This is a genomic window from Variovorax sp. GW460-12-1-14-LB1, from assembly GCF_059423605.1.
This window is the reverse complement of record NZ_JBWKYF010000053.1, coordinates 34,377-45,343: the sequence shown is the minus strand read 5'-3', so window position 1 is coordinate 45,343 and position 10,967 is coordinate 34,377. Positions and strand designations below refer to the sequence as shown.

The window sequence follows — 10,967 nt, the reverse complement described above, 5'->3', positions numbered from 1 at the left end:
GGCTTCAGCCTTGCTGCGCACGGGCGCCTTGCAGCCAGCCCCTTTGCCAGCCAACGCGACGCCAGAAATAGGGAGAACAGGCCCTAGGCAAAGCCGCGCCGGCGAGCCGCCTGCGCCACGAGGTCGTTGGGCATTTCTCCTTGCAGGATGCCGCGTGCCGTCGCCAGCGTCTCCTGCGAAGCGATCTCGGGCCGGCCCGAACCGAAGGGCGGTTGGGGTGCGTATTCCATCAACAGCTCCGTCAGCGCGCCGTTGGGTGCACCAGCCCACTGGCCGATCATGTGCAGGCCGAAGTCCACGCCGGCCGTCATGCCGCCGCCCGTGGCGCGGTTGCGGTCGATGACGATGCGCTCGTTCACCGGCTGGGCGTCGAACAGTTCGAGGTAGTCGCGCGAGTACCAGTAGCAGGCCGCCTTGTAGCCCTTGAGCAACCCGGCCGCGCCCAGCAGCAGCGAGCCGTTGCAGACGCTGGTCACCCAGCCCGCCCGGGCGCCGATGTGCGCGACTGCGTCGAGGTAGGCGTCGTTGTCGAGTGCCTTGAATGCGGGCCTGCCGCCGCCCGGCACGAGCAGCACATCGGGGTCCTGCCAGCATGTCTTGAAGTCGTGCGTGGCCACGATGTCCGCGTGCGGTCCGCCGAAGTCCATGGGCAGTGCGCCCGCCTGCGCGGCGGCAAACTGGAACTGCACGCCGGGAATCAACCCCCAGCAATTGGCCGGGCCGATCAGGTCGATGGCGGTGAAGCGGGGAAAGAGCAGGGCGAGGATGCGCATCGTTGGCCTTTGACGAAGAGGAGGGGGCCCGAGGGGACTGGCCAAAATCATGGCACGTGCACCCCGGGGCCGCGATGCCAACCCTGCGTCAAAAACAGCCAAGGCCCAGTGGGCGCGCGCTGCTCAGCGCGCGCGCTTTGGGCCGGGTATTGGCCTCAGGCAGGGGCGTGCCAGTCCTGCGCGCTGGCTTGCGGCGTGAGGTCCGCGAGGCCGGTGGAGCCCGTGGCGCCCTCATGGCACGGCTGGACCTCCAGCGGATCGCACGGGCTGCTGATCTGGCGCCCGTCGAACTTGATGCGGATGTGCGAATTGCTCGCGCCGGCGACGGTGCCGAGTCGGCCGCCGCAGATGACGCGGGCTCCTCTTTCGAAGCTGACGCCGTAGCGTTCGCGGATGTCCCTGAGGCTCATGTGATTCCCTTTGTTCCCTGTGCTGACAGTGAACGAATCGTCTCTTGGGCCCGCGTGGTACTGCGTAGGTCGCATTCCGTTACACCATGTAGGAAAAAAGAGGGGTTGACGGAAGGCGGACGCCTTGGGGGCGCCAGCGCGCAGAAATGAAAAAGCCCTCGCGAGGAGGGCTTTTGTCGGAATGTGGTCGTGAACTCTTACGCGGTCCACGCTACGGCAAAGATTCGTTTGCGGAAGTCATTGTTGTTTTTCTCGTCGCTATGACTTCGACGCGCTGGTATGAGATTCAGCTTGCCTGGCCAGGCAAATGCCCGATCATTTCGGGCAACCGCGAATTATATACCAGAAAGAATCGACCCCATCAAAAGCCTCTGCCCGGCGCGCAGCGGTGCAGGCAAAAAAACAGCCCGCACGAGGGCGGGCTGGAAGGTGACTTGCTGGAGGAGGGAGGATCAGAGGTGCAAGCCACCGGGAGAAACCTCACTGTGCCCGGCGAATCTGTACGCAACCTGACCTCGCGAAAAGAGGCCCTTTGGGCCTTCAGTCTTCGTCTTCCCACTTGCCGATCACGGTGCCCAGCACGGTGAAGGGCACACGCACGGCCTCGTGCGCGGGGTTCAGCGGCAGCAGCCAGCGGCGGCCCGCGTCTGCCTTGTAGACCTTGAAGGTGACTTCGCCACGGATGTCGTCGTCGAGCTTGGCGACCACGCGCTCGCCGTCGTCGGGCGTGGTGTGCTGCGGGTCGACGAAGACGATCGATCCGGCCGGGTAGCTCTTCAGGTGCCCGTGCGGCGAGGTCATGCTGTCGCCGCGCACGCGCAGCGCGTAGGTGCCGGCGCTGTGGTGCGCGATGCAGGGAATCCAGCGTTCGGCCAGCGTCGGCCGGGGTGGCGATTCGGCGCCGCGCCATTCGCCGGCCTGCTCCCACGAGATCAGCGGCACGGTGCCGGGCGTCTGCGGCGCAAAGGCCGGGCCGACGGGCGCGATGCGGGTGACGCGGTAGGGGCCGGGCGGTTCGTGGGCGTTGTCGCGTGCCAGGCGGATCTGCACTTCGTCCCACGGGGCGGGGCCGTCGCCGGTGTCGAGCCAGTTGGGGTCGGCGCGGTAGGCGCGTGCCAGGGCGAGCACGCTCATCGACCGGCTGGTGTCGCCACGCTCGATCTTCGAGATGCTCGACTGCTTGACGCCCGAAGCGGCCTCGGCCTGCTTCTGCGTCATCTTGGCGAATTTGCGTGCGGCCAGGGCACGTGAAGCAATAGTCTCCATGGGGTGGAGATTCAAGCGCAGATGAATATTCGTATTGGACTCTAAAATAGGAAAAAAAGGGAGGATCGATATGAAGCCACGCGAATTGGTGCAGGCGCTGCGAGCGCTCGGATTGACGCAAAAGCAGATCCAGGAACGCACGGGCATTCCGCAGCCCACGGTCAGCAAGATCGGGCTGGGGCGGGTGAGCGACGTGATGTCGCGCCACTACGTCGCGCTGCTGGCCGCCTACGAGCAGCGCATGAAGGAAGAGGCGCTGCGGCCGGCCCCGCACTACGGGCCGCCGCCAGCCGGCGACTGAGCCGGAAGTGGCTGGATCAGGCCGGCTTGAGCCGTTCGGCGGGCTCGGGCGGCGTCAGGGCCAGCGTGGTGCTCACGCGCACGCAGTCCTTGATGTGCTGTTCGCCCAGCGCGCGCAGCGCGGCATAGCCGAGCGCGGCCGACACCACCTGCCCGGCGATGGGCACGTACTTGGTGGCCTGCTTGGCGGTGAGGCGGATGCCGGCGTGGCGGGCGAGCTTCATGAGCAGCTCGCGCGTGACGAGCCGGCCCACGAGCAGAGCGCCGAGCGTGGTCGCGGCCTTCTGGATGCGCTCGCGCTGGTGCGGTGCGAGCTTTTCGACCTGGGTGACCGAGAGGCCGAACTCGGCGCTGATCTGCGGCACCAGGCGCGACAGCAGCGCCGCGTCGGCCATCCAGTCGACGCCGGGCAGCGGAATGGCGCTGGCGGCGGCGGCCATGAGGGCCTTGCGGCCGATCAGGCGTCGGCTGCGGTGGATGGCCGCGATGAGTTTTTCATCGCCCCGGGCGAGTTCGATCGAAGAAGGCATGCAGCGTGGCTCCTTGGCGGGTTCCCTGAGCGTGCCATGCTACCCGGCCCGCACCAGCCGGCGGGTTGCCAGCCGCGCGCGGGCAGGGGGCTTAGGCCGCCAGCGCTTCGAGCTGGTCGGACAGCGCCAGCCAGCGCTCTTCGAGCTGCGCGATCTCGTCGTTGAGCGCCTTCAGCCGCTTGCCGGCATCGGCGATCTCGGCGGGCGGCAGCGGTTCGGCCAGTCGGGCTTCGAGCGTGCTGCGCTCGGTGCTTGCCGCGGCCATGCGCTCGTCGATCTTGGCGATCTCCTTCTTCAGCGGCTTGGCCTGCTCGCTGCGCTGCTGGCGCTCCTGGGCGTCCTGCTTGCGCTGCTCGGGGGTGTTGCTGCTCTTCACTGGCGCTGCAGCTGCGGCGGCCGCAGCAGCCGCCGCCACGGCGTCTGCTTCGCGCACGGCCACCTTGGCCTCTTCGCGCAGGCGCTTGGATTCGTCGAGCAGGTAGCGCTGGTAGTCGTCCAGGTCGCCGTCGAAGTCGGCAACGACACCGCGGCCCACGAGCCAGAACTCGTCGCACACCGAACGCAGTAGCGCACGGTCGTGGCTCACCAGCATCAGCGTGCCTTCGAACTCGTTGAGCGCCACAGCCAGGGCCTCGCGGGTGGCCAGGTCCAGGTGGTTGGTGGGCTCGTCCAGCAGCAGCAGGTTGGGGCGCTGCCAGACCATCATCGCGAGCACGAGGCGGGCCTTTTCGCCGCCGCTCATGGTGCCCACGGGCTGCTTGACCATGTCGCCGCTGAAGTTGAAGCTGCCCAGGAAGCCGCGCAGGGCCTGCTCGCCGGTGGCTTCCTTGGCATTGCTGCCCAGCTCGCGCGCCATGCGCACCATGTGCTCCAACGGGTTGTCCTGCGGGCGCAGCACGTCGAGTTCCTGCTGCGCGAAGTAGCCGATGTTCAGGCCCTTGCCTTCGGTGACCTGGCCGGCCAGCGCGCCCATTTCGCGCGCGATGGTCTTCACCAGCGTCGACTTGCCCTGGCCGTTGGCGCCCAGGATGCCGATGCGCTGGCCCGCCAGCACCGAGCGGCTCACGCCGCGCAGGATGGTCTTGGGCGCCTCGCCTTCAACCTCGTAGCCGAAGCTGGCGTTGTCGATCGAGAGCATCGGGTTCGGGATGTTGCCCGGCTCCTTGAACTCGAAGGTGAAGTCGGCCTCGGCCAGCAGCGGCGCCACTTTTTCCATGCGCTCCAGCGCCTTGACACGGCTTTGCGCCTGCTTGGCCTTGCTGGCCTTGGCCTTAAAGCGGTCGATGAACTTCTGCAGGTGGGCGATCTTGTCCTGCTGCTTGCTGAAGGCCACTTGCTGCTGCTCCATCTGCAGCGCGCGCATGTCCTCGAACTTGCTGTAGTTGCCGCCGTAGCGCGTAAGCTGGGCGTTGGCGATGTGCAGGGTGACGTCGGTCACGGCGTCGAGAAACTCGCGGTCGTGGCTGATGACGATCATGGTGCCGGCGTACTTCTGCAGCCAGGCTTCGAGCCAGACCAGGGCGTCCAAGTCCAGGTGGTTGGTCGGTTCGTCGAGCAGCAGCAGGTCGCTCGGGCACATCAGCGCGCGGGCCAGCTGCAGGCGCATGCGCCAGCCGCCCGAGAAGCTGTTGACGGGCTCGTCGAGCTCGTGCGACTTGAAGCCCAGGCCCAGCACCAGCGCCTGCGCGCGCGGCACGGCGTCGTGCTCGCCGGCATCGGCCAGGTCGGTGTAGGCGTGGGCCAGCTCCATGCCGATGTCGGCGTCGTCGGGGTTCTCGGCGTAGGCGGCCTCGATGGCGGCCAGCGTGGCGCGCAGCTCGGTCAGGCGGGTGTCGCCGCCGACCACGAAGTCGGTGGCCGACTCCTCGGTCTCGGGCATGTCCTGCGCCACCTGGGCCATGCGCCACTGCTTGGGAATGTAGAAGTCGCCGCCGTCTTCGTGCAGCGTGCCGTTGAACAGCGCGAACAGCGACGACTTGCCGGCGCCGTTGCGTCCCACCAGGCCGACCTTTTCGCCGGGGTTGAGATTGACGGTGGCGCCGTCCAGCAGTTTCTTGGCGCTGCGGCGAAGAATGACGTTTTTGAGAGTGATCATGAGTGAGGAACCGTAGGGGCGATTATCCCGCCCGGCCTTCGGCGACCCGGCGCGAAGGGGCAAAGGCGGACATCGCCCGATGAAAGGGGGCGCAGCCCGGAGGCTGCGTGCAAGGCGGTGAAGCGGGGGCGGCGGGCGTCGCTAACGCACGCCGGCGCCGGCCAGCAGCGCCGTCCGGGTGACCAGCAACACCTGGTCTTCGCCGGCCGAGGTTTCGAGCCAGACCACCTCGAGCTGCGGAAACGCCGCCTCGAAGTAATCGCGCTCGTTGCCGATTTCCAATACCAGCACGGCCTGCTCGCTCATGCGGGCGGGCGCGTCGGTGAACAGCTGGCGCACGAAATCCATGCCGTCGGTGCCGCCGGCCAGCGCCAGTTCGGGCTCGGCGCGGTATTCGGCGGGCAGCGCAGCCATGCTGGCGCTGTTCACGTAGGGCGGGTTGCACAGCACGAGGTCGTACGTACCGGGCACGTTCTTCAGGCCGTCCGATTCGATCAACTTGACGCGGGCGTCGAGCGCGTGGCGCGTGACGTTGATGGCGGCCACTTCGAGCGCTTGCACCGACAGGTCGGCCGCATCGACCGTCACGTCCGGGTAGGTGAGCGCCGCGAGCACTGCGAGGCTGCCGTTGCCGGTGCACAGGTCGAGCACGCGTTGCGTGTGTTCGCCCAGCCAGTAGTCGATGCTGCCGTCGGCGATGAGCTCGGCAATGAAGCTGCGCGGCACGATGGCGCGCTCGTCCACGTAGAAGGGCACGCCCTGCAGCCACGCTTCCTTCGTGAGGTAGGCGGCGGGCTTGCGCGTGGCAATGCGCTCGTCGATGAGGGTGGCCACCTTGGCGGCGTCGGCCGGCGACACGGGGGTGTCGGCCACGGCGTCGATGTCGTCCAGCGGCTGCTTCAGGCGCCACAGCACGAGCCAGGCGGCTTCGTCGAAGGCGTTGGCGGTGCCATGGCCGAAGGCCACGCCGGCGTCTTCGAGCCGCTTGGCGCCGGCTTCGATGAGTTCGATGACGGTGCTCATCGGGCGCCTTGCGCAAGCGCCGCGTCGAGCCCGCGCAGCGTGCGCAGGTAGATGTTCTTCAGCGTCTCGATCTCGGCGACGTCGATGTGCTCGTCGATCTTGTGGATGCTGGCGTTCACCGGGCCGCACTCGACCACCTGCTTGCAGATCTTGGCGATGAAGCGCGCGTCGCTGGTGCCGCCACTGGTCGACAGCTCGGTGTCCAGACCGGTTTCTTCGCGGATCGCCGCCTGCACCGCCGTGACGAGTTCGCCGGGCGTGGTCAGGAAGGGCAGGCCGCCGACGGTCCAGGCCAGCGTGCAGTCGACGCCGTGTGCGTCGAGCACGGCGTGCACGCGCTGCTGCAGCGATTCGGGCGTCGATTCGGTCGAGAAGCGGAAGTTGAAGTCGATCACCGCGCTGCCCGGAATCACGTTGCTCGCGCCGGTGCCCGCGTGGAAATTGCTGATCTGCCAGCTGGTGGGCTGGAAGTAGGGGTTGCTCTGCGCGTCCCAGCCACCGGCGGCGTTGATCGCCACGAGCTCGGCCAGCGCGGGCGCCACCGCGTGCACCGGGTTCTTCGCCAGGTGCGGGTAGGCGATGTGGCCCTGCACGCCGTTCACCGTGAGCTTGCCGCTCATGGTGCCGCGGCGGCCGTTCTTGATCATGTCGCCGCAGCGCGCGACCGAGGTGGGCTCGCCGACGATGCAGTAGTCGATGGTTTCACCGCGTGCGGCCAGCGCGTTGCAGACGATCACGGTGCCGTCGACGCCCGGGCCTTCCTCGTCGCTGGTCAGCAGCAGCGCCAGCGTGAGCGCCGGGTCGGGCTCGCCCTGCAGGAATTCTTCGATGGAGGTCACGAAGGCCGCGACCGAGGTCTTCATGTCGCAGGCGCCGCGGCCGTAGAGCTTGCCGTCGCGGTGCGTGGGCGTGAACGGGTGGCTGCTCCACTGGTCGAGCGGGCCGGTGGGCACCACGTCGGTGTGGCCGGCGAAGACCAGCGTCTTCGTCGGCCTGCCGTTCGTGGGGCGGCGCACGGCCCAGAGGTTGGTGACCCGGAAATCGGCCGGGCCGCTCTCGATGGTTTCCAGCGTGAAGCCCAGCGCGGCGAGGCGTTCGCCCAGGATCTGTTGGCAACCCGCGTCGTCGGGGGTGACGGAAGGGCGCGAGATCAGTTGTTCGGCGAGCTGGAGCGTACGGGACATCGAGGGAGCGGGGATTAAGGGGCGGTCAGAACTTCACGTCGAGCGTGATGTCGGTGAAGGTGGGTTCGTCGAGCTGGTCGGTCAGGTCGCGATCCTCGGCCTGCTTCTTGGGCGCGTCGCGGTTCTGCAGGCGCCACATCAGGTTGGTGGGCGAGTCGGCGTTGGCCAGGCCTTCTTCGCGGGTCACGCGCTCCTCGGTGATGAGGCGGGCGATGTCTTCCTCGAAGGTCTGCGAGCCTTCGGCCATCGACTGCTCCATGGCCTCCTTGACGCCGGAGAAGTCGCCCTTTTCGATCAGGTCGGCAACCAGCGCGGTGTTCAGCATCACTTCGAGCGCGGGCACGCGCCCGCCGGCCGGCGTGCGCAGCAGGCGCTGCGACACCACGGCGCGCAGCGCCGAGCCCAGGTCGCCCAGCAGGGTGGGGCGCACCTCGACCGGGAAGAAGCTCAGGATGCGGTTCAGCGCGCGGTAGCTGTTGTTGGCGTGCAGCGTGGCCACGCACAGGTGGCCCGACTGCGCGTAGGCGATGGCGGCCGTCATGGTGTCGCGGTCGCGGATTTCGCCGATCTGGATCACGTCGGGCGCCTGGCGCAGCGCGTTCTTCAGGGCCACCTGCAGCGAGGTGGTGTCGCTGCCCACGTCGCGCTGGTTCACCAGCGATTTCTTGTTGGTGTAGGTGAACTCGATCGGCTCTTCGACCGTGAGGATGTGGCCGCTGGCGTGCTCGTTGCGGTAGTCGAGCATCGAGGCCAGCGTGGTCGTCTTGCCTGCGCCGGTGGCGCCCACCATCAGGATCAGCCCGCGCTTTTCCATGATGAGCGACTTCAGGATGTCGGGCAGGTTCAGGTCGTCGAAGCTGGGGATGACCGAGGCGATGTGCCGCACCACCACCGCGTAGCTGCCGCGCTGGCGCATGGCGCTGATGCGGTAGTTGCCGGCGCCTTCGAGGGCGACGGCCATGTTGAGTTCGCCCGTGTTTTCCAGTTCCTGGATGCGGGCTTCGGGCACCACTTCCGACAGCAGCGCCAGCGGCGCGGTCGGCGGCAGTACCTGCGCATTGATGGGCAGGCAGTTGCCGTTGATGCGGATCATCACCGGGGAGTGGGCCGAGAGGTAGATGTCGGAGGCCTTGCGCTCGGCCATCAAACGAAGAATCCGTTCCATCATGTTCATCGGTCTCTCTCCTCGGTGCTGTTTTTTTCTCAGGGAAGAAGCGAACCGGCCGCGCGCGTTGAAGCAGGCGGCCGGTGGTGGGTGCGTTTTCAGTCGCGCAGCAGGTCGTTCAGGCTGGTCTTCGAACGCGTCTGCGCGTCGACCGTCTTCACGATGACTGCAGCGTAGGTGCTGTAGTCCTGGCCCGACTTGGTCTTCTTGGGCAGGCTGCCGCTGATGACCACGCTGCCGGCGGGCACGCGGCCGTACGAGATCTCGCCGGTGTCGCGGTTGAAGATCGGGGTGCTCTGGCCCAGGTACACGCCCATGCCCAGCACCGAGTTTTCTTCGACGATCACGCCTTCGACGACTTCGGAGCGCGCGCCGATGAAGCAGTTGTCTTCGATGATGGTCGGGTTGGCTTGCAGCGGCTCGAGCACGCCGCCCAGGCCCACGCCGCCCGACAGGTGCACGTTGGCACCGACCTGCGCGCACGAACCCACGGTGGCCCAGGTGTCGACCATGGAGCCTTCACCCACGTAGGCGCCGATGTTCACGTACGAGGGCATCAGGATCGCGCCCTTGGCGATGAAGCTGCCGCGGCGGGCCACGGCCGGCGGCACGATGCGCACGCCCGATTCCTTCAGCTCGGCGGCCGACAGGTGCGAGAACTTGGTGGGCACCTTGTCGTAGAAGCCCAGCGAGCCGGCCTGGATCTGCTCGTTGTCCTTCAGGCGGAACGACAGCAGCACGGCCTTCTTGATCCACTGGTGCACGGTCCACTGGCCCACGCCCTGTCGGGTGGCCACGCGCAGCTTGCCGTTGTTCAGCTCGGTGATCACGTGCTCGACGGCGTCGCGTACTTCGGCGGGGGCGGCGGTGATCGAGATGTTGGCGCGGTCTTCCCACGCGGCGTCGATGATTTGTTGCAGTTGCTGTGTCATGGAGAGAGTCTCGGGTGAAAAAGGGGCAGGGAAGCGGGGCGACAGGGGGTCAGCGGCGGCCGTCTTTGACGAACCGGACGATGCGCTGGGCGGCCTCGACGCACTCGGCCGTTTCGGCCACCAGCGCCATGCGGATGCGACCGCGGCCCGGGTTGGCGCTGTGGTCGGTGTCGCGCGCCAGATAGCTCCCCGGCAGAACCGTGACATTGTATTGAGCGTAGAGCGCGCGGGCGAAGGCTTCGTCGTCGCCAGCCCACACTTCGGGCACGCCGGCCCAGAGGTAGAAGCTGGCGTCGGGCAGGCGCACGTCGAGCACGGGTTCGAGCAGCGGCGTGACGGCGGCGAACTTGGCGCGGTACTGGGCGCGGTTGTCGACCACGTGCGACTCGTCGCCCCAGGCCGCGATGCTGGCGGCGGCCACGGCGCCGCTCATGGCGCTGCCGTGGTAGGTGCGGTAGAGCAGAAAGCCCTTGATGAGGGCCGCGTCGCCGGCCACGAAGCCGCTGCGCAGGCCGGGCACGTTGCTGCGCTTCGACAGCGAAGTGAGCGCGATCAGGTTCTTGAAGTCGGGGCGGCCTAGCTTCATCGAGGCTTCCAGGCCGCTCAGCGGGGGCTCGTCGCGGAAGTAGATCTCGCTGTAGCACTCGTCGGCGGCGATCACGAAGCCGTGGCGGTCGGACAGCGCGAAGAGCTTCTTCCACTCGTCCAGAGACATCACCGCGCCCGTGGGATTGCCCGGCGAGCAGACGAACACGAGCTGGGTGCGGGCCCAGACCTCGTCGGGCACGCTGTCCCAGTCGACGGCGAAGTTGCGCGCGGGCACGCTGGGCACGTAGTACGGCTCGGCGCCCGAGAGCAGCGCCGCCCCCTCGTAGATTTGATAGAACGGGTTGGGCGACATCACCACCGGCTTCGGCTGGGCGCTGGCGTCGACCACGGTCTGGGCGAGCGAGAACAGCGCCTCGCGCGAGCCGTTGACCGGCAGCACCTGGGTGGCCGGGTCGAGCGTCAGGCTGTAGCGGCGATGCAGCCAATGGGTGAAGGCGGTGCGCAGTTTCAGCTCGCCGGCGGTGGCCGGGTAGGCGGCAAGGGCGCCGAGGCCGGCGCTCAGGGCGTCCTTGATGAAGGCCGGCGTGGCGTGCTTGGGCTCGCCGATGCCCAGGCTGATGGGGGCGAATTCGGGGGCGGGCGTGACGCCCGCGAACAGTTGCTTCAGCCGCTCGAACGGGTACGGCTGCAATTTGGCAAGCAAGGGATTCATGCCCCGGATTATCGGCGACGGGCCGGGC

General features: G+C 67.7%; 11 protein-coding genes. 1 reads left to right on the top strand and 10 read right to left on the bottom strand.

Annotated elements, in window-relative coordinates; translation table 11 throughout:
* Nucleotides 1-83: 83 nt before the first annotated feature.
* The 3 genes from AC07Y4_RS23380 to AC07Y4_RS23370 all read right to left on the bottom strand — a co-directional run bounded on the left by AC07Y4_RS23380 (nucleotide 84) and on the right by AC07Y4_RS23370 (nucleotide 2,449).
* The gene (locus AC07Y4_RS23380; protein ID WP_487846869.1) at nucleotides 84-773 is read right to left on the bottom strand and encodes a DJ-1/PfpI family protein; all 690 of its coding nucleotides are present in this window, start codon (nucleotides 771-773) and stop codon (nucleotides 84-86) included.
* A gap of 155 nt (nucleotides 774-928) precedes the next feature.
* A complete protein-coding gene (locus AC07Y4_RS23375) occupies nucleotides 929-1,183 on the bottom strand; it encodes a hypothetical protein (protein WP_487846870.1) in 255 nt (84 codons plus the stop codon).
* Nucleotides 1,184-1,723: 540 nt separating this feature from the next.
* Nucleotides 1,724-2,449 carry a helix-turn-helix domain-containing protein gene (locus AC07Y4_RS23370; protein WP_487846871.1) on the bottom strand — a complete coding sequence of 242 codons (726 nt, stop codon included), beginning with the start codon at nucleotides 2,447-2,449 and terminating at the stop codon, nucleotides 1,724-1,726.
* 70 nt (nucleotides 2,450-2,519) lie between these two features.
* On the opposite strand from AC07Y4_RS23370, the gene AC07Y4_RS23365 reads away from it, so the two are divergent.
* Nucleotides 2,520-2,750 (top strand): helix-turn-helix domain-containing protein, encoded by a 231-nt coding sequence (locus AC07Y4_RS23365; protein ID WP_062470169.1) that lies wholly within the window; start codon nucleotides 2,520-2,522, stop codon nucleotides 2,748-2,750.
* A 16-nt stretch (nucleotides 2,751-2,766) separates the two neighbouring features.
* Here AC07Y4_RS23365 and AC07Y4_RS23360 read toward each other — a convergent pair whose 3' ends face one another.
* The 7 genes from AC07Y4_RS23360 to dapC form a co-directional block, all read right to left on the bottom strand.
* Nucleotides 2,767-3,279 (bottom strand): hypothetical protein, encoded by a 513-nt coding sequence (locus AC07Y4_RS23360; protein ID WP_095745424.1) that lies wholly within the window; start codon nucleotides 3,277-3,279, stop codon nucleotides 2,767-2,769.
* A gap of 91 nt (nucleotides 3,280-3,370) precedes the next feature.
* The gene (locus AC07Y4_RS23355; protein ID WP_095745423.1) at nucleotides 3,371-5,374 is read right to left on the bottom strand and encodes an ABC-F family ATP-binding cassette domain-containing protein; all 2,004 of its coding nucleotides are present in this window, start codon (nucleotides 5,372-5,374) and stop codon (nucleotides 3,371-3,373) included.
* Nucleotides 5,375-5,515: 141 nt separating this feature from the next.
* The gene (prmB, locus tag AC07Y4_RS23350; protein ID WP_487846872.1) at nucleotides 5,516-6,397 is read right to left on the bottom strand and encodes a 50S ribosomal protein L3 N(5)-glutamine methyltransferase; all 882 of its coding nucleotides are present in this window, start codon (nucleotides 6,395-6,397) and stop codon (nucleotides 5,516-5,518) included.
* Nucleotides 6,394-7,581, bottom strand: a complete 1,188-nt coding sequence (dapE, locus tag AC07Y4_RS23345) for a succinyl-diaminopimelate desuccinylase (RefSeq protein ID WP_487846873.1) — start codon at nucleotides 7,579-7,581, stop codon at nucleotides 6,394-6,396. Before dapE ends, prmB begins: the two co-directional genes overlap by 4 nt.
* Before the next feature lie 25 nt (nucleotides 7,582-7,606).
* Nucleotides 7,607-8,755, bottom strand: coding sequence for a PilT/PilU family type 4a pilus ATPase (locus tag AC07Y4_RS23340; RefSeq protein ID WP_062470184.1), 1,149 nt, complete (start codon nucleotides 8,753-8,755; stop codon nucleotides 7,607-7,609).
* 89 nt (nucleotides 8,756-8,844) lie between these two features.
* Nucleotides 8,845-9,678: a 2,3,4,5-tetrahydropyridine-2,6-dicarboxylate N-succinyltransferase gene (gene dapD / locus AC07Y4_RS23335; protein ID WP_095745420.1), complete on the bottom strand. Its 834-nt coding sequence runs from the start codon at nucleotides 9,676-9,678 to the stop codon at nucleotides 8,845-8,847.
* 49 nt (nucleotides 9,679-9,727) lie between these two features.
* Complete coding sequence (gene dapC, locus AC07Y4_RS23330) at nucleotides 9,728-10,939, bottom strand: succinyldiaminopimelate transaminase (protein ID WP_487846874.1); 1,212 nt, start codon at nucleotides 10,937-10,939, stop codon at nucleotides 9,728-9,730.
* Nucleotides 10,940-10,967 lie beyond the last annotated feature (28 nt).

Bases quoted from the DNA above. Each gene is read 5' to 3' on its own strand.
- AC07Y4_RS23380 (WP_487846869.1), bottom strand. From the start codon at position 773: ATGCGCATCCTCGCCCTGCTCTTTCCCCGCTTCACCGCCATCGACCTG.
- AC07Y4_RS23375 (WP_487846870.1), bottom strand. From the start codon at position 1,183: ATGAGCCTCAGGGACATCCGCGAACGCTACGGCGTCAGCTTCGAAAGA.
- AC07Y4_RS23370 (WP_487846871.1), bottom strand. From the start codon at position 2,449: ATGGAGACTATTGCTTCACGTGCCCTGGCCGCACGCAAATTCGCCAAG.
- AC07Y4_RS23365 (WP_062470169.1), top strand. From the start codon at position 2,520: ATGAAGCCACGCGAATTGGTGCAGGCGCTGCGAGCGCTCGGATTGACG.
- AC07Y4_RS23360 (WP_095745424.1), bottom strand. From the start codon at position 3,279: ATGCCTTCTTCGATCGAACTCGCCCGGGGCGATGAAAAACTCATCGCG.
- AC07Y4_RS23355 (WP_095745423.1), bottom strand. From the start codon at position 5,374: ATGATCACTCTCAAAAACGTCATTCTTCGCCGCAGCGCCAAGAAACTG.
- prmB (WP_487846872.1), bottom strand. From the start codon at position 6,397: ATGAGCACCGTCATCGAACTCATCGAAGCCGGCGCCAAGCGGCTCGAA.
- dapE (WP_487846873.1), bottom strand. From the start codon at position 7,581: ATGTCCCGTACGCTCCAGCTCGCCGAACAACTGATCTCGCGCCCTTCC.
- AC07Y4_RS23340 (WP_062470184.1), bottom strand. From the start codon at position 8,755: ATGAACATGATGGAACGGATTCTTCGTTTGATGGCCGAGCGCAAGGCC.
- dapD (WP_095745420.1), bottom strand. From the start codon at position 9,678: ATGACACAGCAACTGCAACAAATCATCGACGCCGCGTGGGAAGACCGC.
- dapC (WP_487846874.1), bottom strand. From the start codon at position 10,939: ATGAATCCCTTGCTTGCCAAATTGCAGCCGTACCCGTTCGAGCGGCTG.